The sequence below is a fragment of the Mycoplana rhizolycopersici genome, assembly GCF_013378445.1.
Taxonomy (GTDB): domain Bacteria; phylum Pseudomonadota; class Alphaproteobacteria; order Rhizobiales; family Rhizobiaceae; genus Mycoplana; species Mycoplana rhizolycopersici.
The window spans coordinates 39,019-59,601 of the sequence record NZ_JABXYK010000024.1 but is presented as its reverse complement, the minus strand read 5'-3'; the positions used below and the strand labels follow the sequence as shown (position 1 = coordinate 59,601).

At 59.1% G+C, this 20,583-nt stretch carries 18 protein-coding genes and 3 pseudogenes; 8 read left to right on the top strand and 13 right to left on the bottom strand.

Going from position 1 to position 20,583, the window contains the following annotated elements; translation table 11 throughout:
- The first annotated feature begins 144 nt into the window (after positions 1-144).
- From HV823_RS24425 to HV823_RS26895, 3 genes and pseudogenes are all read left to right on the top strand, one after another.
- Positions 145-1,398, top strand: a complete 1,254-nt coding sequence (locus HV823_RS24425) for an LVIVD repeat-containing protein (protein ID WP_176952281.1) — start codon at positions 145-147, stop codon at positions 1,396-1,398.
- Between the two features lie 30 nt (positions 1,399-1,428).
- Positions 1,429-2,811 carry an FAD-dependent oxidoreductase gene (locus tag HV823_RS24420; protein ID WP_176952280.1) on the top strand — a complete coding sequence of 461 codons (1,383 nt, stop codon included), beginning with the start codon at positions 1,429-1,431 and terminating at the stop codon, positions 2,809-2,811.
- A 585-nt stretch (positions 2,812-3,396) separates the two neighbouring features.
- Positions 3,397-3,844, top strand: a pseudogene (locus tag HV823_RS26895) (SDR family oxidoreductase).
- Between the two features lie 338 nt (positions 3,845-4,182).
- Here HV823_RS26895 and HV823_RS24410 read toward each other — a convergent pair.
- Positions 4,183-4,416 (bottom strand): hypothetical protein, encoded by a 234-nt coding sequence (locus HV823_RS24410; RefSeq protein ID WP_176952278.1) that lies wholly within the window; start codon positions 4,414-4,416, stop codon positions 4,183-4,185.
- Between the two features lie 1,725 nt (positions 4,417-6,141).
- Between HV823_RS24410 and HV823_RS24405 the strand changes: the two genes are divergently transcribed.
- Positions 6,142-6,297 (top strand): hypothetical protein, encoded by a 156-nt coding sequence (locus tag HV823_RS24405; RefSeq protein ID WP_176952277.1) that lies wholly within the window; start codon positions 6,142-6,144, stop codon positions 6,295-6,297.
- 56 nt (positions 6,298-6,353) lie between these two features.
- On the opposite strand, the gene HV823_RS24400 is transcribed toward HV823_RS24405, so the two are convergent.
- The 3 genes and pseudogenes from HV823_RS24400 to tnpA form a co-directional block, all read right to left on the bottom strand.
- Positions 6,354-6,935 (bottom strand): dienelactone hydrolase family protein, encoded by a 582-nt coding sequence (locus HV823_RS24400; RefSeq protein ID WP_176952276.1) that lies wholly within the window; start codon positions 6,933-6,935, stop codon positions 6,354-6,356.
- A 147-nt stretch (positions 6,936-7,082) separates the two neighbouring features.
- Positions 7,083-7,778 (bottom strand): annotated as a pseudogene (gene tnpC / locus HV823_RS24395) (IS66 family transposase); the annotation flags it as partial.
- 84 nt (positions 7,779-7,862) lie between these two features.
- Positions 7,863-8,306: an IS66-like element accessory protein TnpA gene (gene tnpA, locus HV823_RS24390; RefSeq protein WP_176952275.1), complete on the bottom strand. Its 444-nt coding sequence runs from the start codon at positions 8,304-8,306 to the stop codon at positions 7,863-7,865.
- On the opposite strand from tnpA, the gene HV823_RS27460 reads away from it, so the two are divergent.
- Positions 8,307-8,828 carry a DUF982 domain-containing protein gene (locus tag HV823_RS27460; RefSeq protein ID WP_425487695.1) on the top strand — a complete coding sequence of 174 codons (522 nt, stop codon included), beginning with the start codon at positions 8,307-8,309 and terminating at the stop codon, positions 8,826-8,828.
- Between the two features lie 225 nt (positions 8,829-9,053).
- Here HV823_RS27460 and HV823_RS24380 read toward each other — a convergent pair whose 3' ends face one another.
- The 8 genes from HV823_RS24380 to HV823_RS24345 all read right to left on the bottom strand — a co-directional run bounded on the left by HV823_RS24380 (position 9,054) and on the right by HV823_RS24345 (position 16,196).
- The gene (locus HV823_RS24380) at positions 9,054-9,293 is read right to left on the bottom strand and encodes a hypothetical protein (protein WP_176952273.1); all 240 of its coding nucleotides are present in this window, start codon (positions 9,291-9,293) and stop codon (positions 9,054-9,056) included.
- 130 nt (positions 9,294-9,423) lie between these two features.
- Positions 9,424-9,660: a hypothetical protein gene (locus HV823_RS24375; protein ID WP_176952272.1), complete on the bottom strand. Its 237-nt coding sequence runs from the start codon at positions 9,658-9,660 to the stop codon at positions 9,424-9,426.
- Positions 9,661-9,769: 109 nt separating this feature from the next.
- Positions 9,770-10,000: a hypothetical protein gene (locus HV823_RS24370; protein WP_176952227.1), complete on the bottom strand. Its 231-nt coding sequence runs from the start codon at positions 9,998-10,000 to the stop codon at positions 9,770-9,772.
- Positions 10,001-10,471: 471 nt separating this feature from the next.
- Entirely contained in the window at positions 10,472-11,308 is an 837-nt protein-coding gene (locus tag HV823_RS24365) for a class I SAM-dependent methyltransferase (protein ID WP_176952271.1), read from the bottom strand.
- 426 nt (positions 11,309-11,734) lie between these two features.
- Complete coding sequence (locus HV823_RS24360) at positions 11,735-12,439, bottom strand: TfuA-like protein (RefSeq protein ID WP_176952270.1); 705 nt, start codon at positions 12,437-12,439, stop codon at positions 11,735-11,737.
- Positions 12,436-13,626 carry a YcaO-like family protein gene (locus HV823_RS24355; RefSeq protein WP_176952285.1) on the bottom strand — a complete coding sequence of 397 codons (1,191 nt, stop codon included), beginning with the start codon at positions 13,624-13,626 and terminating at the stop codon, positions 12,436-12,438. Before HV823_RS24355 ends, HV823_RS24360 begins: the two co-directional genes overlap by 4 nt.
- A gap of 275 nt (positions 13,627-13,901) precedes the next feature.
- A complete protein-coding gene (locus tag HV823_RS24350) occupies positions 13,902-15,662 on the bottom strand; it encodes an AfsR/SARP family transcriptional regulator (protein WP_176952269.1) in 1,761 nt (586 codons plus the stop codon).
- An 81-nt stretch (positions 15,663-15,743) separates the two neighbouring features.
- The gene (locus HV823_RS24345; RefSeq protein WP_176952268.1) at positions 15,744-16,196 is read right to left on the bottom strand and encodes a helix-turn-helix domain-containing protein; all 453 of its coding nucleotides are present in this window, start codon (positions 16,194-16,196) and stop codon (positions 15,744-15,746) included.
- Between the two features lie 989 nt (positions 16,197-17,185).
- Between HV823_RS24345 and HV823_RS24340 the strand changes: the two genes are divergently transcribed.
- The 3 genes and pseudogenes from HV823_RS24340 to HV823_RS24330 all read left to right on the top strand — a co-directional run bounded on the left by HV823_RS24340 (position 17,186) and on the right by HV823_RS24330 (position 19,506).
- A complete protein-coding gene (locus HV823_RS24340) occupies positions 17,186-17,854 on the top strand; it encodes a prolipoprotein diacylglyceryl transferase (RefSeq protein ID WP_176952284.1) in 669 nt (222 codons plus the stop codon).
- Positions 17,855-17,984: 130 nt separating this feature from the next.
- Entirely contained in the window at positions 17,985-18,548 is a 564-nt protein-coding gene (locus HV823_RS24335) for a hypothetical protein (protein WP_176952267.1), read from the top strand.
- Between the two features lie 328 nt (positions 18,549-18,876).
- A pseudogene (locus tag HV823_RS24330) lies at positions 18,877-19,506 on the top strand (IS5 family transposase).
- Between the two features lie 57 nt (positions 19,507-19,563).
- On the opposite strand, the gene HV823_RS24325 reads toward HV823_RS24330, so the two are convergent.
- Complete coding sequence (locus HV823_RS24325) at positions 19,564-19,848, bottom strand: PRC-barrel domain-containing protein (RefSeq protein ID WP_176952266.1); 285 nt, start codon at positions 19,846-19,848, stop codon at positions 19,564-19,566.
- Between the last annotated feature and the right edge of the window lie 735 nt (positions 19,849-20,583).

Genomic DNA, 20,583 nt, shown 5'->3' with positions numbered 1-20,583 from the left:
CCCGTCATGATCTGGAAGGAGAATGTCGACAGCGAGGAGAACTGGGGCAACATGGTCAAGGGTTGATCCCCTTCGAAGACACGGCAGGGGGCGACCGCCGGTCGCCCCCTGCCGGCAGGCATTCTTGAGCGGATTGGATAAGGCATGACGAAAGACATCATGAAACCCGATTATGCAAACAACATGCGGCTGATCGGCCATTCGGACCAGGGCGGATTGCGAGACGGCATCCAGGTCATGGTCGAGGATGGCTTTGCCTATATCGGCCATCTCTTCAGCCAGGGTTTTTCGATCGTCGACGTGCGCGATCCCGCCAACCCGAAACCCGCCGGATATGTGAAGGCGCCCGCCAATACTTGGAACGTCCATCTCCAGACAGCGGATGGGCTGCTCCTCGTCATTCACGGCAAGGATGTCTTTGCCGATGCGGCATTTGCGGACGAGGCATCCTATTACAAGGCCGCGGCCGGCACGGCGCTCGGCACGGCGGCTCCGAAGACAGCGCGAAACTGGGATGCCGGTCTCGCCGTCTACGATATCGCCTCCAAACCCGGTGAACCGCGCCGTATCGGCTTCATGCCGGTCTCCGGCGGCATTCATCGCATCTGGTGGACGGGCGGCAAGTGGGCCTATGTCTCGGCACTGCTGGACGGCTACACCGACTTCATCTTCATGACCGTCGACATGTCGGACCCGACAAACCCGCGGGAAGCCGGGCGCTACGCGCTGCCGGGCATGCATCAGGCGGGGGGCGAAACCCCGAGCTGGCCGGCCAACGCCAAGTTCGGCCTGCACCATGCGATCATCGATGGAGACACGGCCTGGGGTGCATGGCGCGATGCCGGCCTGGTGGTGATGGATGTTGCCGACCGTACAAAGCCATCGCTCATCCGCCACACCCACTGGTCGCCGCCATTCCAGGGCGGCACGCACAATTGCCTGCCGATCAAGGATCGGGACATCCTCGTCGTCGTGGACGAGGCCGTGCTCGATGATTTCGAGGACGGGCTCAAGAAGATCTGGATATTCGATATCAAGGACAAGGCGAACCCGGTCCCGATCGCCACCATGCCGCCGCCGTCGGACCAGGACTATACGCACAAGGGTGCGCATTTCGGGCCGCATAACATTCATGAAAACCGCCCCGGCAGCTTCCAGAGTTCGTCCCTGATCTTCTCGACCTGGCAGAATGCGGGCGTGCGGGTCTACGACATCTCGAATGCCTACCAGCCGAAGGAGGTGGGCGCGCTCGTGCCCCCGCCGCCATCTGGGCTGATGGACCAGCGCCCGGGCAAGAAGAAGATCATCCAGACCTGCGACATCTTCGTCGACAAGAACGGGCTGGCTTACGTGACCGACTACAATGCCGGTCTTTACATCATGGAATATACCGGCTGAGCCCGGCGAGATTTATTGAAAGGTATCAGCATGAACCTCTTCGGCTCCTATGACGTGGTGGTGACCGGCGCCGGCTCCTCCGGCATCGTTGCGGCGATCCGCGCGGCCCGCGAGGGCGCCAGGGTGCTGCTTCTGGAGGGCACCGGCTTTCTCGGCGGTCTCATCACCGGCGGCCGCCTCACCAAACCCACCGGCCTCATCAACTCGAAGATCTTCGAGGAAATGCTCGATCGATGCGTCGCCTATCGCGGTGCGGACGGACGCATCCGGGAATCCTACTGGGGCAAGTACACGGGCACGTTCGATGCCGAGGTCATGCAGCGCGTGATCATCGAGATGGTCGAGGAATCCGGCGTAGAGGTGCTGCTGCGCGCCAACGTGGTCCAGACGGTGACGAAGGACGGCGCGGTGCACGGACTTCTCATCCGCACCAAGTCCGGCGAGAGCCTCGTCCTGGCCAAGGCGTTCGTGGATGCATCCGGTGACGGCGATGTCGCGGCACTGGCGGGAGCGCGGTTCATGCTGGGCCGCGAAGGCGACGGGATGACCCAGCCCATCACCTCCTATTTCCGCGTACTCAACGTCAACGTCCCGGCGCTCATCGCCGATTGCGAGGCGAACCGGGTGGACATGTGGGAGGTCGTCTATCCGAAGGAAGCGGGCAACCGCAACGAAGACTATGCCATGGCTGTTCTTCTGACGGGCTTCCAGCAGCGCATCAAGGACAAGGTCGCCGAAGGCTTCGACTGGATCATCCCGAAGGATCACATCACCATGAAGACGGGGCTCATCCCCGGCGAAATCAGCGTCAATGTCACGCGCTATCAGGGCAATGGCCTCGATGACCGCGACCTGAGCCGCGCCGAGATCGAGATTCGCAAGCAAGCCTATTGCGCCTTCGACTTCCTGCAGCGCTATGTCGAAGGCTTCGAGGATGCGATCTTCCTCGAAGTCGCACCCAAGCTTGGCGTGCGCGAGACCCGCCGCGTGACCGGTCATTACATCCTGACGGAGGCTGATGTCCGTGGCAACGGTCGCTTCGACGATGCGATCGGTCTTTGCAATTCGCCCGTCGACGTGCACGAGCCGGGCGGTAGCCGCGCCATCATGGATCATGTCGGCATCGGTTACGGTATTCCGTGGCGCACGCTGGTGCCGCTCGACGTGGACAATATCCTCGTTGCCGGGCGCTGCATCTCCGTTGATGCCATCGCCTTTGGCTCCACCCGCAACGTGCCGGCCTGCACCATGACGGGTGAGGCGACCGCGATTGCCGCGGCCTTGGCTGCTAAGCGCAACGTTCCGACCTCCGCGATTACGGCGTCCGAAGTGCAGGCTCGACTGAAGGAGCTTGGTGTCTGGCTCGGTACCCCGGGCGAGGACATTCCCGATGTCCTCAGGCAGGCAAGCTGACGGAGGAGGGACATGGTCTGCGCACAGCCGATCGGGGAGGGGGGTGGTCTCGGGCTATCCGAACCTGCTGAGCCCGTTCTCGATTGGCCGTGTCGGGCTTCGGAATCGTGTGGTGTTTCAACCCCACTTTACCGCCCTTGGCCATCTCGATGTGCTCCGGCGCGGCGTTTGACCCCACCATCGGCGCCGAAGAATTACCCCGACCATACATCAGAAACGGTAATTTGATCAGCGCGTTAATCTGATCCGCCCAGGTTATTCTTCCGCGCCGATGGTGGGGTCAAACTTCAACGCTTAATCACAATATCTACCCCGTGGCTGCTTTCAAAGTCGGGGAACGACACTCTGCGCTGGCCGCGATTCTGCGCGAAAACCTAAGCAGGCTTGTGCTGCTGGTTTTCGCGATCATCGACCCATAAATCGAGTGGGGCGGCGGTTCAGAACCCTTCAAGAGCATCCCATGTTTGACAAACTTTGCCATCGCCGAGTTCCCTGAGGCTACAAGGAGACTCGAATGGCGACGATGAAAGTGTCCCTGGCGGACGCGATTAATGCCATTCAACCTCTCTGTCGAAGCGGAAGAGGATATCGTCTCAATCGCCGAACAAGGCGTCCGCATCTTCGGATCTTTGGTCGCCCAACACCGGCGGTAACCGCGGCCTTGGCCGCAACACTGCAATCAGCATCGCCCGGCATGGCGGCGGCGACGTCATCCTGACCTACCGCAGCGGTGCTGGCGATGCGCAGGCGGTCGTCGAGGAGATCGATGCCCTTGGGCGCAAGGCCGCCAAGGGAACCGTCGAGATCCTGACCCTCTTCATGGCCAAGGAACTCGCTGAACGCGGGATTACCGCGAACACAGTGGCGCCGGGAGCCATTGAAACCGACTTCCTCGGCGGCGCCGTTCATTACATGCCGGATCTCAACATGCAATTCGGGCATGACTGCGCTCGGTCGCGTGGGCGTACCCGACGATATCGGGCCGAGCCTGCTCGGCCCCGACAACGAAGTCTCCGGCGGTCAGGTCTTCTGATTGTCGATATTCGAATGGTCACTGCTCGTCAGAGCGGTGACCTCAGATGTGTGCCGCGACGGCCACCCAGTCGAAAATCTCAGACTTTCATGTGCGAAAACTGGCTATTCAACCGGGGTCTTCAATTCCTACGAAGACATTGTTGCTCAGTTCTGCAATGCATGGCGCGAACTCGAAAACCAGCCTTGGCGCAGCTGCGGAAACTGGGCAATTGGGTTCTGATCAATGAGGCGCCGAATTAGTCTACAGCGCGCCCAAGCCAGTGCTTCAGTCCGCCGATCGTCACGAACACTTCGCCAGATGCCATCGGGGCTGAACTTCTTTGCCCAACACCGGATCTAGCAACTGCTGGCAGCGTTCAGGTCAATGAAGTCGCTTAGGACCTGCGCCCCTATGGCGTCGCCTGCGAACTGCTCGAGTATTGTGCTGATCGCCGAACTGATGCAGAAGGCTGTGACATCGGCTTCGAGTGACTCCGCCGTATCCTTCGCATATGTGAGAAGGCGGGCGAGCGCGATCAGTTCCTTTTTTCTGTCATCAATCTCGGGCGGTAACGCCGCAGCCAAATTCATAGTTCTTCCCCAGACCCCAATGCAGACCAAGGCCTAGCATATATGCGGTGAGCGTCTCGTGCGCGTGACATTCGCGTGACACACGCGATGTGCGAAAACCCAATCACAGCTTCGCGTTACATCTGACCGCGCCCGCCATGGCGAGAAGCTTTTCGCGGATATGGATGCCGGCGCGGTAGTGTCGGAGCAAGAGGCCTGCGAGCGCAATAGCCTCCTGGCCTCTGCCATTATGCCGCGTTGCCTACAAATCTCGACGAATGCAATCCCCAGCACCGAGATTGCGGTCAAGGTCATCCTCGGGGCGATGTTGGGGGCGGTAGTTGCCTTTTGGTGAAGGACGGGTTTCACATACCTGCCTGATCAACTGCCAAACGCCATCCCCACATGCCCCACGGCACTCGCCAGGGCGCCCAGCATGGCGACGATAATAGTCGCGTAGACCCGCCGCGGTTCAGTTCTCATCGCCGCTAAGCGGAAGCTCAGTCGACCGACAACTGCCTTGCGAACTGGCTGCCTCAGCCTCCGTTTCAAATGCGCTATGATTGAAGTAATCGACTGTCTTCACGCCGACCAGTCATGAGCGCGACGATCTGAACTTCTCTCGGCTGAGCGTCCGGCTCACGGTGGTCCTGCATTCTCATCGTATCATCACGTCAGTGAGCTTTCGCGGATGAGCGACAGGGAACTAATGTCTTTGAAGCGCATTCGGCGCGTTGATGTAGCCAAGATTCAGGCAGAGTTTGCTCGGCTGGAGATAGACGGAATGCTTCAGTAATTTGATCCGACGGGTCTTCGTGCTGCATTCGGGAGGGAGCCATATCCCATACCAGCAGAAATGAGCCCCGCACAATGGCGACAAGCGCGCCGCTGTTGGCTCAGTTCGGCGCAGGGGAGGCTCGGCATGAACGAGCCGGCGTCTATCAACGACAGCGAATGTCGCTGGGGGAAGGTCTGATTTCGCGATTCTGGTACGGTTAAGCGAAAAAAGCACGGCCGACGGGGGAGAAGGCAGCGCTGGTGGTCACAGGCAGACTATGGCCTTCGATAGGCAAGCCTCAAGTAGTCCTTATGAAAGCGTCGTGCATGGAGGTGTGTCATGGCGCGTGATCGCAGGTTAGAAGGAGCTCGATCTCGTCTTCCAGTTCGCGGGTGATCTAGGCGTACTTAAGCTCCCGCGCTAGCTCCTCAACGCTGCGATATCGTGCAAGCACGGCCATCGCCAATGCGTAGTCGACAAGAACCACCTCAAGTTGCGGTGGGACAGTGGGAGCTAGCAGCGGGCGCAGATGCGGCCGCCGTAGCATCAAGAGGTATCGACCCCTGTTACATAGGGAAATTTGTGCGTCTGATATTTGAACGCCGCTGTCCGAAAATGTCTACGATAACCGCGGCTCAGCACGCGCGGACTATAAAACGGTGGGCTACACCGGTACGCCACGGAACAGCTCGAAAATGGCAAGCGCCGCGAACGTGAGGACTTATTCTCCGCGAGACGCCATCTCATCTACCTCTGGCCCGTGAAGCTGATCAGCAAAATCCTCTATCAGGCGGCCCACAGCTTCCGACCTCTCCGACATCTGCATCGCGCTCTCACGGACGCTGGCCTCGAAGTGTCCGGCGTTCATCACCCCGGCCTGCTCCAGAGTTTTGGTGTGTGCTCTTCGTCAAGGTCGTCCGTAGCGCCGATAGCCCTGTGTCTCAAGCCAGTCCTGCACGATCGCCCTGATGGCATCCAATCTTGATGTCCCCAAGTCGGCGCGCGCCCTCCAAAGTACCGTCGACATAATCCTCAAGGGCAACCCGGCCAGTCATCATGACTTCCTGCCGTTGTTCCCGCCGTCCATTATTGCGAACTTCGTTGTTTCGCCCGTTTCAATGTAAGCGCTGTTTCGGGACCACCTTTCGGGAATGATCTCAAGCCAAGACGCCAGCATGGATCAGACGCGATCCAGGAACTCAAGCACTCGGATGGTGAGTAGCGCGGTCGCATCCGCGTCGTATGACGGGAGCGAGCTGTCGGCGAAGTAGTGCTGATCGCCGGGGTACAGGAAAAGCTCCGCGTCCTCGATCTTCCCCACGATCTCGCGGGCGGCGTCGATGTCGCCCTCGCCGACGAAGATCGGGTCGTTGTCCATACCGTGGATCTGGACCGCGACGCCGTCCGGCCAGGGTCCGAAGGCCCACTCGCCACTGATCGGCAGGCAAGAGTAGAAGAGCAGGGCTCCGCGGGCTCCGGGTCGTGTCTGTGCAAGCTTCTGTGCCGGCAACACACCGAACGAGAACCCAGCGTAGACGAGCTCGTGAGGCAGTTCGTCGGCGACGCGGACGCCGCGCTCCCGCATTTCGTCGAACCCGATCTCACCGATGTAGGAGAGACCCTCGTCGATACTCTGGAACGTGCGTCCGTCGAACAGGTCCGGCGTGTGCACGATGTGACCGCTGGCCCGCAAGTCGTCGGCGAACGCGCGCACACCCTGGGTCAGCCCCTGTGCGTGGTGGAACAGCAAAACCTCAGCCATACGGGGCCTCCGGGTGGGATGGTCGGGCGCACGTTCGCTCACTCTACAGCGTCATCGCCTCGCCGGGAAGAATGCGGACACGTTATAGGAGTAACGTCTGCGACCCAGGTGACGGCCGTCATGATTCGGCTCGAATAAACGGTGCTCTCAGGCCACGGCCTTGGGCGTCGTGCTTGCTGCATAAGCCCAAGGCAGCAGGTCATCGAGTTGGCTGTTCGGATGGCCGTTGACGATCCTGCTGAGGACGTCGGGCAGATAGGCAAGTGGCTCGACGTCATTGAGCTTGGCGGTTTCGATCAGCGAAGCAATCGTCGCCCAATGCTCTGCCCCGGCGTCGGAGCCTGCAAAGAGTGCGTTCTTCCGATTGAGGGCAATTGGACGGATTGACCGCTCTACTGTGTTGGAGTCGATCTCGGTGCGTCCGTCATCAATGAACCGGCACAGTCCATCCCATCGTGACAGAGCATAGCGGATCGCTTCGGCCAGCTTTGTCTTCTGACTGATCAGTCCAAGTTGCTCGCGAAGCCAGGGCGCAAGGCTGTCGGTGATCGGGCGGCTTTTTTCCTGGCGGAAGGCGCTACGCTCTTCCTGCGTCCGGCCGCGTATCTCGTCTTCGATCTTGTAAAGTTCGGCGATGCGTCGCAGGGCCTCGCTGGCAATCGGTGCAGGGCCTGCGGCCGCCAGTTCATAAAAGCGCCGACGAACCTGTGACCAGCAAAATGCCGGCGACACCGCGTTCTTGGCGGCGAGCGGGCGATAACCACTGTAACCGTCGACCTGCAGGATGCCGACAAAGCCTTCGAGATGCGCCATCGGGCGTTCGGCTTTGCGATCCGGCGCATACCAGCGCCGCCAGACCTTCCGCCCCCTTGCGGAAGTCGACGGGCTTGGTGGCGATCATCATTTTCACCGCGCCGGACGGGCCGATCACGATGACGCCTTCAAAGCCTGAATAACGGCTGCAATTGTCGCGGCATCAGTGCCAGATGCGATCCGCACCGTCGCTCCATCAATCTCCAGCTCGATGGCAACACTTGCCGACACCTTTCCCGGCGACCCTGCTCTCCATACTTTCGCCGTCGCAGGCTCTTTCTGAGTTTCGACAATCGCGGGCACGAACATGGGAGCGGCTTCAACTGCATCGCGCTCGCGCTTCCGGAAAAGCCGCCGCCAGGTGAACAACTGCTGCGGCGAAAGCCCATGCCGTCGCGCCACAGCGCAAACCGTGGTCTCGGCCACATAACTCTCCGCAACGATCCGTGCCTTCACTTCATCGCCCCAGTCGCGACGGCGCCCGGTTCCCGTAAAGACCTCGAACCGGCGGACAGGCCCTTGTTCCCTGCTATTAAGCGTAAGCTCTAAAATCGTCATATGTCTAAGCCCTCGTTGGGCTTGAAACATCACCGATCAGCCGCTGATCCGGAAGGTGGGGTCAGAACGCCGCATACGTTTCAATCGGTCTTCAGCGCCAGGGAATGTCGGGTGACCTGCAGCGTCATGATAAATGACTTAGGTCCTCCACCTCTTCGCCTAATGGGGTCTGACCTCACATGTTCCGCCAAAACGGATTGGCGGCGGAACTTTCAGCGCTATAGCGCGTTCGTGCGTCGTATTAGGGAGATTTCACGTATGTCGAAATGGAGCGCCCCAGTTAGACTGACCCTCGACGGCGCCGGGGATCAGACAGTTCACGGCCCATACGCTGCAGCAATGTTGCTGATGATTTCATGGCCCACGAAGAGCGGCACACAACGCGATCGAGCGGAGCGGATGTGCTTAGCGGCCATCAAAGATGCAACAGCGTCAGAAGGTGCGCGGGATGCCTTTCTCGCGGCAATCGAAGAGGCGGGCCTTACTGCCGGGAGAGAAAGCGGGGACCCCATCGCGGCCTGAAGGCGGGCGCCTTTGCTGTGTGGGGCGAGCTCACATCATGTCCTAAATATCGTGGTGTTCAAATAGTCTAGCCTGACGGCAATCAGTTCGGTCCAATGATGTCAGATCCCGCCGGCCCCTCATGGCGTGGTTCATCGACTGGCTTTGGAAGGGAGGACAGTCGATCGTCGTGACGTTATACAGGTTCCACATGACGACCCTCCGGTTCCCAAGGTGGCGGTGTTCTCAGGATTCTGTCAACTCCGCACGGACCGCCATCTTCATCCGCTCCGCGGCGTTTGGAAGAACGAGGGTGGCCTTCACGGCCGCCTTCTTTCCGCAGCGGCTGCACCGGAAGCTTCCGTCAAGTTCGAAAATGGTCAGGTCGACCTTGACGAGTTGCCCGACCTCTTCCGCCTTCGACAGGCAATGTATCTTTGCGCGCATGCCCGGATGAATCATCTCGCGCACGTATCCCTCGGGCATCGTCTCCCTCGTAAGGCCGCGGTACTATTGGGCACACGTCTACGTTCTCCTGCGATGGTCGCAGCAGGCCGCTGTCGGTTTTTCAGGGTGGCGGTCGCATCATCGATTTGTGCGACGTGGCTTGCATGAGCTACGCGGCGAGTTCACCAATCTCGCCGAACTGGACCAGAAGTCGGGGACTGCTCATATCGCCGCTTTCCATATCGACCTGGACCGCATAAGCGGCAACGCCGATGTGACGCGGCGCCATCGCCGCAGCAACTTTCTCAGCTCCCGCGGCCGTTGACGCAGCGCGCATCTCGCCGGGCGCCAGACCTCCGCGGACGCGCTTGAACGGAAGGACGATATATTTTTCAGCCATAGCCATCGCTGCATCTCCTCATTTTGTTCTATAACTGTTCTCATTTTGGAGAGATGTCAACGTGGATGATCGCCCGGCCGTGGGCCTCACTTTGTAGTCCGCCGGACGAATTCGATCAGCGCTTTTTCCATGCCCGTTTCACGCCCTTGGCATTCTTCTGATTGTCACATGCCGCGAGGATGTGATGATCCGCCAGCATGGCGACCGCGGTGCACACCTCCACTTCATCCCAGCCGGCTTGCATGGCGCGCCAGACGAGTTCCTGGAAAGCCGCCTCAATTGCCTCGTCGCACTCTGTCAGACGGTCCGACGTAAGGCCGCGGCGAGGTGTTGAAATATCCGACATGGGTACCTCCTCCGTGGGAGGATAGGGCACCGGTTCTGATTTTACAGTGCGCGGCTAACCCATTGACGTCGTTCCGACCGCTTCGATGAGGTTTTATCGTCAAGCGATCGGCGCAAAGGGATGGCGCCAAGCCGAACGAACGGTCCGATCCCCTCTACCCGTTCCAGACTTATTTTGTAGCATGTCGATCCCAGGTCGTGAGTTCTGGAATATGACCACGTGACAGCCGGTCTTGGGATTGATGTCACAAATGGGCTACGATCGCTTTGCGCCCTAAGTGGAGCACGGTGGTTTCCAAAAAGCGGACATGTACGAATGTTGCCAGGCTGCAGGTTTGCGCCATCTGACGCTTCGGGAGACCTTCTTAGACAGGGCAGGCGATTGTGCTCGCCCGCATGTTCTGAGCGACTGCGCCCTCAAGGACCCCCTCGGGAGAGATTTACTTAGAGCTAGTTGCCGGAGAACGGCTATTCATGTTTTCGGCTTCACCGCGACGTAGAAGAACCTGGATAGTCTCGCCGTTCTCGCCAATTCAGCCGTCTTCGCGAGAAATGTCTGCCTGCTTTCGAACCACTCAGCGTCCTCCTCTTCTAACAGCGCGTCGCGGCGGGAATCTCGAGCCCGGTAGAGCCGCATGGCCAGACCTGCGACAGCATCCGTGGTGTCTTTGCAGACCCGCAACTCAAAGCCCGTTCCCTCCAGCAAGACCTCATTGAAACCGGCTGGTACGATATGAAATGCTCCCTGAGACGCCCGGATGTCCAATTCCTCCCTCGAGACAGCTCCAGTTAACACGCACGCATCCGTCAGAATCAGCAGACCGCCAGGCCCGAGCAATCTGAACCAGTCTGCGAACACCGCGCGACGGTCGGCGAGGTGGTTGATAGCGTCTATACAAGAGATGACATCGAAAACTTCATCTTTGAACGGGAGTTCCTTGCTGGAATCGGCGACGATAAGGGTGGGGCCGACCCGCAATTGCCCCACCGCAGCCAGGGTTTTCGCCTGTTCGATCGCGGCTTCCTCAATATCCACACCCGTCAGCAAACAATCGGTGGCGGCGGCGATCGCAATCGCGGGGCCACCAGAGCCGCACGCTACATCGAGCAAACGGCGGTGCGGCCGATCGTTGATGAGCCCTATCATTTCCTGTTGTTCGTCAAGCGTCCGCCACCCCTGTTGCCCAAGGTCCTCGCCATAGACCTCGCGTCTGATTTCGGCCGCCAGTAGACTGCCGAAGCGCGAATACTGGGCGCTGTAGAACTCGTAGCTGCGCGCTCCGGCTGGCTGTTGCGTTTCGACGGTCATGGCTGACCCTCCTGATTGAGAGTATACGCTGCCGTTCTTGCGCGGGCTATTCCCCCGTTGGGTTGGCTAAGCCCGCAATGGGCCGGAAAGTGGGCACTAAGTGGCTGCCCTTGATGCGGATGGCAGCAGATCCGCGGCTCGGCGTGACCCATTCGCGTCGCTTCTGCAGTGCGCCGCCGATCAATCAACGTCATAGAGCCCATTAACGCAAGTCTTCACCAAACGCATTGATGGAATTGCAAGGTCGCTAGTTTCCCCAGCTAGACGTGCACGTGTCGCAGTTCAAATGTGCTGCTTGTTTGAAGGCCCTAGCGTGTCGTTCACCGGGAATTTTTCCGGCGGGTGATTTCGGACAAGCCATTGTGTTCTCCATCGAATGTCGCACATCCGAGGGAATCATAACCTGTTGGGATGACGCACCTCCATTTAGGGCGACAGCGACTTCCACATCGAAGTTGAATGGAAAACCCATGACGGCTTGGTCTCGGATCGCTGGCCGACCGCATTCGCCACGGCATGAATGAGGGCCAATGCATCGGCGCGCTTAATGTCGATAAAGGAGGCACGAACTTCCTCGAAGAAGGCTTCAAAGGCTGGGTTATGCAAGCGCGCCGCGGTCGCGATGCTTTCCCAGGTCCGTTCCTTGTAAAAGATTCGCTCTGCAACGCTCTTCAATTCGTCTAGCTGCTCCCTTGGAACCCGGCCCGCTGCAACCAGATGCTCAAGGGTCACCAGGAGGTTGACCATGGGAATGGAGAGAGGTGCATATCCCAGTTCCGCGGGAGCGTGGACCAGCGCGACATCTGAATCGTCGACCGTCTCCCCGGTTGAATAGCGCTGGTAGACCTCACCGATCCCCACCATACCAAACGTTTGACATTCGGCTGCCCGAAGAGCGCCCATGCTCGAGCTGCCGAAGATCGACACCCCCTCGGCAAGGCCATAGAGAATTTCCTTGTGCCAAACCGGAGCTGTGTATTCGAAGTTTCCGTCGATCAGGCCAATGACGGAAGCACCATCAAGAATAGCGCGCAGTATGTCGCCCTGCACCGCGGGAGGGTGAACGACAATGCTGGCTCCGCATAGCGAAGCAGCATCGGGAAGGCTAGGTCCGGCGAAGATTACTTTCATGTGGCACTTATGGCGAGCGAGAGGGCGCGTGCACCAAGTCGATGCTTGCGCGCTCCGTCAGGGTTTTCGAGGCTCGGGACGATCGCCTTGACGACCGCCACCGGAAGACCCGGTGAATGGAGCGGCACGGCGATGGCGGATTTGATCCCTGCTGATTTCAGTTTGCTCAGCACGTCCTCCAACAGAGCAGCCGGGTCTCCGGACGCTGCAGAAGATGCGTTTCGGACTAACGCTCCAGGTGTCGCCCCAAAGAGGTTCTGCGTCTCGCTCGGGAGAGGACGCCCATAGGTTTCGGCAAAAATATCGTCCCGAGCGCCGCTGATAATGGTCAGGCGTGATTGCGCCACCTCGGTAAGCGCGCGGATCGCGGCGCGCTCTTGCGCAAGATGCGCGCCGTAGCCGACGGTGACGTCATGAAACCGCGGCCGTGTTCGCGTGAGAATGCCCCTTTCGGCGACAATCGCCGCGTAGCAAGGTACAGAAATGTCACTCGTAAGGTCGAACAGGCGAAGGTCCAACCCTGACGAACTATATCGCCCTACCAAGTCATCGATCACGGGATCATTGAAACGGGTCGGGTCAACGCAAGTCGCCAGCCGCCCAGCGTTTGACCGAAGACGCCACAGCACGTCGGCGTCCCGCTCGATGCGCTCGAGCAGAGCATGAAGTGTGGCCTCAGTTTCGTTGTTCCCCGAGGCTAACCCATCGGAAGATTGCCAGAAGCGGCAGTTTTCGAGTGTCCGGTCCAAAATTACTGCTTCGAGCGGAACCAAAACTGCGGCCTTTGAAAGGAGGTCCTTGCCTTCAATCCAGGCTATTGTCTCATCATCACCTATCTCGCTTTTGTTTGAAGCGATCAGCTGGGGAAGCGTGGCAAACCGCCGACGCGAGTTTGCCAATTCTCTGGGCGATGCCTCAACAACCGCGGCCGCCGGTCTGCATGCGACTGCCCGTTCCAACGCCTCCATTGCAGCGGAGACGCGGGCATCCATGTCGCTGACGCCTTTGCCCTGATTGATGACGATGGATCTTGAATTTGGTGCGACGGCATTCCAGACCGGAATGCCGACCCTGTCCAGTCCGGTCAAGCGGGAAAGCCGGACGATGCCAAGCTGGCGCAACAGGGGCTCGACCCGCTCCCAGGTTTCTGCCGATTGGCAAATTCTGTCGCTATTGCGACTGGCGATACTATCCACGCCCGCTCAGCAGTTCCTAGCCGTCCATATAACCGCCAGAGACGGATGCGGCGGACTGTGCAACGACCGCAAGACCTATCCCTTTGGTCACTGTGACACCGCTTTTTCGCAGATCATTCGCCGTTTGAAGTGCGCCTGTGGCCGGATCTGCGATTTTCGTCACAGTCCCCGCCCCGAGGTCCGCGACCCACAATCCGTCTTCTCCCGCAACACCGATTACAACTACATTTGCCATGGCGTTCACCCTTTCTCTGTGTTGACCATATTCAGAACCCTGCTTTGATAAGTCCCTCTTTGTAATGTTGCCGCTGCCACTCCTCCTTGAACGGAACCAGCGCCATCCATGTGTCCAGATCGAATGTCGGGTGAACATCGAAGGTCTTTCGGACGAACTGGCGCGCCTTGCGCACATCACCAAGCATGCCCCAACTCGCGGCAGATAGCCTGTCCGCGGGCGTTCTGTCTTCCATACGGCCGATGTAGTCCAATGCATCTTCGTACCGCCCGAGGGAGTAACAGGCGCCAGCTGCCGTCCAGAAATACTCATCCGGCGCAATTGGATTGAGCTCAATCGCATGCTCGACTTTCTTCAGGCCTTCCTCGGGCCGCGAACCCTGGATCAATGCATCACCGAAGCTCGCGATCAGATTTGCATAGTGCGGGCTGAGGGATTCAGCCGTTTGAAAGAACTCCGCGCTTTCGTCGAACTGACGCCGATAGAGTTTGGCAACGCCGAGTTCCTTGTATCCGGCAGACAAGTGAGGATCGGCAGCGATAGCGCTTCGGGCATGTTGCTCGGCCGTTGACAGCAGACCCGCATCATTCCGCGCTGTTACGAGCCACTCCAGGAAATAGCTGCGCGAAAGGCCACTTTGTGCGGGAGCGAACTCCGGGTTTATCTTAAGCGCATCGCGGAAGTTCTTTTTTGCCCTCCGGATTTCGGGAAGGCTCAGGCTCATCAGATGGCTCTGGCCGCGCAGGAAGCGGCGATAAACGTCAGCACCATGCTCATAGTTGCTCCTGATAGTTTCGCCCACGTGGATTTGTTGCGAGATGGCCGCCGCAAGACGGTATGCGAGATCGCGTCGTGATCTGATCAGTCCCGCACCGTCCAGTTCAAAGCGCTCCGCCCACACAACCTCGTCGCTACCGAAGAAGATTAACTGGGCAAACAAGGAATAATGCCCCCCTTCGCGCGTCAGCCGTGTATCGAGAATGTAGCTGATCGCGTGCCGCTCGTAGGTCGCTGCCTTGTCCGTCTGGTGGCGAATCTTGGCGGCGCTGTAGGGGGCTACGACCGATACCGAACGCATGCTGCACAAGCCGATGGTGACGTCTTCGATCAGCGCCGCGGCGAACGAGGCGATGTCATGACCTGCCCCACCCGCCAAAGGCGGGAGCAGAACCAATCGGGGCAAACGTTGCATGCTCGACGTCATATCTTCCAGGGGCGCTGGCGGCGGTCTTCCGCGCCGCGCTACGGCCGCTGATACATTCCCGGCCATCTGGAACATCGTGCCACGAAGCAACTCGCGAATGGCTTCGTCCGAAGGGTTGCGTTCCAGAAGCCTGATGGCCGCGTCTTTTATCGATCGGTTGCCTGGGTCATCGCCAAGGACACCAATCTCGAGAACACAGCGGCGCAGCATGGCCAGATGCGCTTCACGCTCGCGATCAATCCAGGCAGCTAGCGCTTTGCTTTGCGTTCTTGCGTCCTGCAGAAATTCTTTGCGTAGCCCAGAAGCAAGCCGGATTGCCCGGGCCTTGTCGATAGTGGGACTGTTGATGAGGAGGTCATCGAGATCAGTATCGACTGCATCCGCACCTAATGCAATTTCTGTCTTCGAGAATGACAAAAGTTCCAGATCGATCTCGCTTTGGCGGCTCAAGATTCGTGAAATCGTCTTGCGAAGATTTGCGTAGGCCTGACGTGGATCAGCGTCGCCCCATAGAAGCATTGCAATGTCCGCCCGGGGGTAACTGGAGAGGCCGGTGGCCTTCAAAAAGGCAAGGACGATCAAACCCATTTGCGGGAATGCGATGTCATTCCCTTCAGTGGCCACCAACCGCGGCCGGCCAAGAGTGTAGAGGCGGCAGGAGGCCGGCATCTAGAGTCGATGCCCCGGCGCTGTGTCCTCACCTTTTTCGAGGGCACGCATGTCGGGGTCATCCGCTTGCCCTGCAAGTGCTTCGGTGAGCGCTATGACCTTTTTGCGAAGCGCTAGATTCTTGATTTTGGCGAATGCCCTGTTCAAGGCGACGCCCTCGCTCGACTTCACAAAGGATGCGAGCTCGTCGGTTTCGCCAATGGTGGTTCCCTTTGGCAGCAACGTGCTGTCATCCTGAAAGAAAAAGCTGGGAGCAACATTCAGAACCTCCGAAATGGCCACTAGACGGCTTGCGCCGACTCGATTGCTTCCTTTCTCGTACTTTTGGACTTGCTGAAACGTAAGACCAAGCCTTTCGCCAAGCTTTTCCTGGCTAAGCCCGAGCATGAGGCGACGCATCCTGACCCGGGAGCCCACCAATACGTCTATCGGATTCGGTTTCTTCTTTTCCATAGGACGCTCCCGCTTGACGATAACTCCATCACTATGCCTTGCTCGAAATAATCCTGCAATTTTGGCGACGGGTAATGAACAGATTTAACGCCCCCAAGGCACATCTAATGGAGTTGTGATATTTTTCGAGTAGAGCCTTGGTGCTCGGATCATTTAGCGGAGATAGAACAAGGCGCAGCGCCAGTGTTGCCATCATGCCTTTTAGACAAGGCCCCCGGGCTATCGTTTGGCAAATTCAGATACAAGGTGGCGAACCGGTTGGAATACGAGACGGGCCCTCGCCGGCGCGGGCTCACGGACACGACATTTGTCTGACAAGCGGCAAGGTCATCAAATCACAGGAGGAATCGACTGCACGGGACTGGAAGTCTATGGCGCCCGACCATTGGCTGGAGTAGATATACCGCGCCAAATACCTTCGCAGCTGGCGGAAACTGCATCTGGCATCCCGCCGTCGCGAGGTCATCGCCCACTTCCCATCGGATCGGGACGCCGCCGATCGTTCGCAGGCCCAGTCCTTGCTCAGCTAGATCGTTGTTCAGACGAGCCTCGTTCCACCTCGTCCAGGCGCCGACCTGACGCGGGAAGCCACAGCGGGCGCCTGGCCAAGCCCGGCGATCACACGGACAGCTGGTCGCGATAGCAAGCTGCCACCGGCTGCGGGCACGATCCTTCAGCGCACAGCCGATGGCAGCCACGCTGAAGGGCCTTTGGGCCTGCCAACGACGTCATCCTGGATTTCTCCCGGCCGGCAGCCCCTCGGTCCAAAAAATCGGTGTCACAGCAAGAGACTGGAACCTCCAATATCCCATGGTCCGAACTTCGGTCTCAGAGCAGTTCCCAGTCGGGGGGCGGTAAATCGTCTAGCGCACTCAGAGCCAGATTGCGCAATGGGCTGGACTGCGAGGTCGGCAATCGATATTTCCTGGGCCCGCGGCGACACTGAGATGCCGTCGAAAAACCTCCTTGGATACGTAGGGCCTCCAACTTTGAAAAAAGTCCAACGCAGTTTTGCTGTCGAATATAAATCCGGTCGGCGAAAACCAGATCCCAAATCGAACTCGATCTGGGGTGACATGGACCTCAAGTCCGTTGCCCGCGATGTCGAGGAAGAGGCGAAGCCATTTGTGCCGGGCAAGCAACTGGATGACAAATCCGCCGGCGACGTGTCTTCATCGAAAGCTGAGCCAGCAGGACCGTTGTTGACACAACCGGTCAGGCAGCACACAACTGCAGCAGCTACAGAGGAGACGCTGATGGGCGACGAAAGCGATACGATGATCAATACAGATGCACCGGCCGTTGTTGAAACGCCCGTTGCGCCGAAGAAGCAACGCAAACCCCGCGCCAAAAAGGCAGCTCCTGAAGCGACATCTTTTGACGTTGCAGCAGAACCGACAGTCGTTTCACCCGGCGCAGTTGGAAAGCAGAAGCGAGGACGCAAGCCGAAATCGATCGACGGTGCGGGCACAGCAAAGCGCGCACCTATGAAGCGTAGCCCGAAGGTGGTGCAGGCGGCGCCTGTCGTGCCGCCAGCGGTAGACGAGATGGCGGATCTGCTGCAGCTGGAAGAAGAAAATCAAAGGCTGCGCAAGCTGCTGGCCGAAAAGCTTCGCGCTGAAAACGCTGATCTGCGAAAGCGGCTGAAGCTCGATTGATAGCAGGCAGGTAGCCAATCGCCGGCGGCATTTTCAGGTTTTTTGAGACGAGTATTCTGGTGGCGGTCACGGCCGCCACCAACACGTGAACTCGCAGCCTGCATGCGGGATAAAGCGCGAGGTCGAATAAATGGCGTCTCCATGGAAATTCCTTGCCCGACTTGTGTCGCCGCGACGCCAGCAAAGGCAGGAAGATGGCCCGATCGAGGACGTGAAAGCGGACGCGCTGGGGATCGCGGGTTCGACCGAAAAGGCTGCCGAAGAGCGTCTGAATAGCCTCGGTCTGCCGGGAGGAGAAAAGCCGCAGCCCTTCGATCGATCCGATGCGCTCTCCGCCGCACTCGGGCCGTTGGAAGAAACGGGCAGTGATGTTCACGGCACGGTGGAGAGAGATAGTGCCACCGAGGTCGTAAAAGTCTCTGGCCCGGCTTTGTCTGACATCGGCGTCGCCCTCGCATATGGCACGCCGAAGGTCGAAGAGACTCCTGAAGCCGCGTCGGCCAAGCGGAGACGTCGTGTCAGGTCGGTCGAAACCGGTGTTGTCGTTTCGCAGAACTCTCCAGCCGCCCCCACCGTTTCCGACGAAATGATCAGCCTGGATGAAGAGATCAGGATCCTGCGGGGGCAGATGGCAAGCAAGCTTCGCCTGCAGAACGCACAACTGAGGAAGATGCTGGAGCGGTTCGAACGTTGAACCAGTCACGATATCTACTCGTTTGAACGAAGGTCAATGGCGGCCCAAGCCTGCCTGGGGCCGCGGCGTCTCTGTCGCGCCTGTGACGGCCGAATTGCTTGATGGCCTGGCCGCGCACGCTGAACCTGGAGCGCCGAACGAGATCGCTGCTTTTGGTCCGGCCTATGAGCGCGAAATCCTTCGGGTTCACCCCGGCGCAACATTCCCCTCGTCAAGGTCGGGGGCCTGAAATTCCTCGACGGTACCTTGAGCGCGGCCTCTCCTGGCAAGATCAGCGGCGATCTAGGGTCCGGACCCAATTCACTCGCCTCAGCGAGGAGGCGGTTGCATGTCTGATTTCTTTTGGTTTTCCGACGCGCAGTGGGAGCGGATAAAGCCCCTTTTGCCGACAGATGTGCGAGGCAAGCCGCGCGTGGATGACCGCTGGGTCTTGAGCGGGATCGTCCATGCGCTGCGCTGTGGTGGCCGCTGGGCGGATTGCGCAGATGTCTATGGACCGAAGAAGACACTCTACAACCGCTTCGTCCGCTGGTCCGAACGCGGCATCTGGGAAGGCGGGCCTTGGCTCATGGTATCGGTCGCACCAAAGGTGGACGGAACACCAAGCTCCATGCGGTTTGCGATGCCAAAGGGCCGCCCTCACGTCCTGCTCCTGACGCCCGGCAACGTCCACGATTGCAAGGTAGCGAGGCTCTGTATCGAAGCTCTGCCACCCTCCGCCGAACTCGTCGCCGACAAAGGCTACGACAGCCAGGCTCTGCGCTAGTGGCTCGACGAGCGTGGTACCCAAGCCGTCATCCCGCCGCGCAAGAACCGCAAAATCCAATATGAATACGACAAGGCCATCTACAAGCAGCGCAATGTCATCGAGCGCATGTTCTGTCGCCTCAAGGACTGGCATCGCCTCGCGACCCGCTTCGACCGCCCGTCATCTGGTGGTGGTGAGCCCGGACCCTAATGTGTGCATTGCCCCGCCATCGAGCGGGGCTTTTTGTTCGCTCACTGGCGCGAAGATTTAGTCGGTATGCTCCGGCATCTCCTCGAGCTGGTCTTTAGTCCGTGCCGTAATCGCGTGAACATCGCCATTTTCATCCCGCATGAAGTCGAGTTCGGAAAGCGGAATTGCAACAGCCTTCGCTCCGATACCGAGAAAGCCGCCAGCGTCGATGACTGCTGTGCTGCCATGAAGGTGGTCAACCGTCCCGACTTTGCTGTCGCTGTAGTCGTAGACCGTCGCGCCTTCGAGTATTTCCGGCGTGAGTTCACTCAGCGTGAGGCGAACATGATTAGTGTGGTCCATCTTTAGTTCTTCCGTTTTGGATGGGCTACCATAGTCCCGTGCAAATCCCGATTGTTCCCTTGGATACGCAACCTTGCGTTTTATTGCGCAGGTGCATTTTGAGTGCCATCGGGAGAAGTTGATTCGGAATCCCCGCCTGTTCCGGAGGGAGGCGTCGGATCCCGGTCGGTAGGCGCCGTATTGTCAGGTGTGTTGATGGTTCCGTTGTTGGGCGTCGGTGTAGACGGCGGCGATGGCTCACTGCTTTCTGTAGCGGCCGGCGGGGTATCGGTGTCTTGAGTCTCGCCCCAAAGCTCCACTGCTGCCCATGCTACGAACGCAAGGATCAACGCCGAAGCTAACACAATCGCCACCGGCCGCCCGAGCGGCCCAGGCCGAACCTTGCTCGCCGTTTCTTCAACTGGCGTTCCGTCGCGCCGGTACTCCCTGAGGTTCGACATGTCCCGTTCCCCGGTGCCTTCAGATAAGGGTTTGTCTCCCATCCGCATGGCGGCTCTCCCACGTAAGAGTTTCATTGCAACTCAACTGACCAGCGGGTTTTATGTTCCGGTGATCCAACGGTGTGACGGGATCCAATCATCGGGCTGTTACCGATCGAACGCTCGATTGCCTCCGTTGGACATGAGAGCATAGTTAGAACAGAACCGACGGATACGGGCGCCGCATTGAACGAGGCCGTGTGCCCAACTCCCTAGCGCAGCCCCCGCAATGAGGAGACCAGCGAACTCGCTGCCA

What these genes read in the sequence shown, in the direction of transcription:
- HV823_RS24425 (WP_176952281.1), top strand. Translation starts at nt 145, where the DNA reads ATGACGAAAGACATCATGAAACCCGATTATGCAAACAACATGCGGCTG.
- HV823_RS24420 (WP_176952280.1), top strand. Translation starts at nt 1,429, where the DNA reads ATGAACCTCTTCGGCTCCTATGACGTGGTGGTGACCGGCGCCGGCTCC.
- HV823_RS24410 (WP_176952278.1), bottom strand. Translation starts at nt 4,416, where the DNA reads ATGAATTTGGCTGCGGCGTTACCGCCCGAGATTGATGACAGAAAAAAG.
- HV823_RS24405 (WP_176952277.1), top strand. Translation starts at nt 6,142, where the DNA reads ATGGCATCCAATCTTGATGTCCCCAAGTCGGCGCGCGCCCTCCAAAGT.
- HV823_RS24400 (WP_176952276.1), bottom strand. Translation starts at nt 6,935, where the DNA reads ATGGCTGAGGTTTTGCTGTTCCACCACGCACAGGGGCTGACCCAGGGT.
- tnpA (WP_176952275.1), bottom strand. Translation starts at nt 8,306, where the DNA reads ATGACGATTTTAGAGCTTACGCTTAATAGCAGGGAACAAGGGCCTGTC.
- HV823_RS27460 (WP_425487695.1), top strand. Translation starts at nt 8,307, where the DNA reads ATGTCTAAGCCCTCGTTGGGCTTGAAACATCACCGATCAGCCGCTGAT.
- HV823_RS24380 (WP_176952273.1), bottom strand. Translation starts at nt 9,293, where the DNA reads ATGCCCGAGGGATACGTGCGCGAGATGATTCATCCGGGCATGCGCGCA.
- HV823_RS24375 (WP_176952272.1), bottom strand. Translation starts at nt 9,660, where the DNA reads ATGGCTATGGCTGAAAAATATATCGTCCTTCCGTTCAAGCGCGTCCGC.
- HV823_RS24370 (WP_176952227.1), bottom strand. Translation starts at nt 10,000, where the DNA reads ATGTCGGATATTTCAACACCTCGCCGCGGCCTTACGTCGGACCGTCTG.
- HV823_RS24365 (WP_176952271.1), bottom strand. Translation starts at nt 11,308, where the DNA reads ATGACCGTCGAAACGCAACAGCCAGCCGGAGCGCGCAGCTACGAGTTC.
- HV823_RS24360 (WP_176952270.1), bottom strand. Translation starts at nt 12,439, where the DNA reads ATGAAAGTAATCTTCGCCGGACCTAGCCTTCCCGATGCTGCTTCGCTA.
- HV823_RS24350 (WP_176952269.1), bottom strand. Translation starts at nt 15,662, where the DNA reads ATGGGTTTGATCGTCCTTGCCTTTTTGAAGGCCACCGGCCTCTCCAGT.
- HV823_RS24345 (WP_176952268.1), bottom strand. Translation starts at nt 16,196, where the DNA reads ATGGAAAAGAAGAAACCGAATCCGATAGACGTATTGGTGGGCTCCCGG.
- HV823_RS24335 (WP_176952267.1), top strand. Translation starts at nt 17,985, where the DNA reads ATGGCGTCTCCATGGAAATTCCTTGCCCGACTTGTGTCGCCGCGACGC.
- HV823_RS24325 (WP_176952266.1), bottom strand. Translation starts at nt 19,848, where the DNA reads ATGGACCACACTAATCATGTTCGCCTCACGCTGAGTGAACTCACGCCG.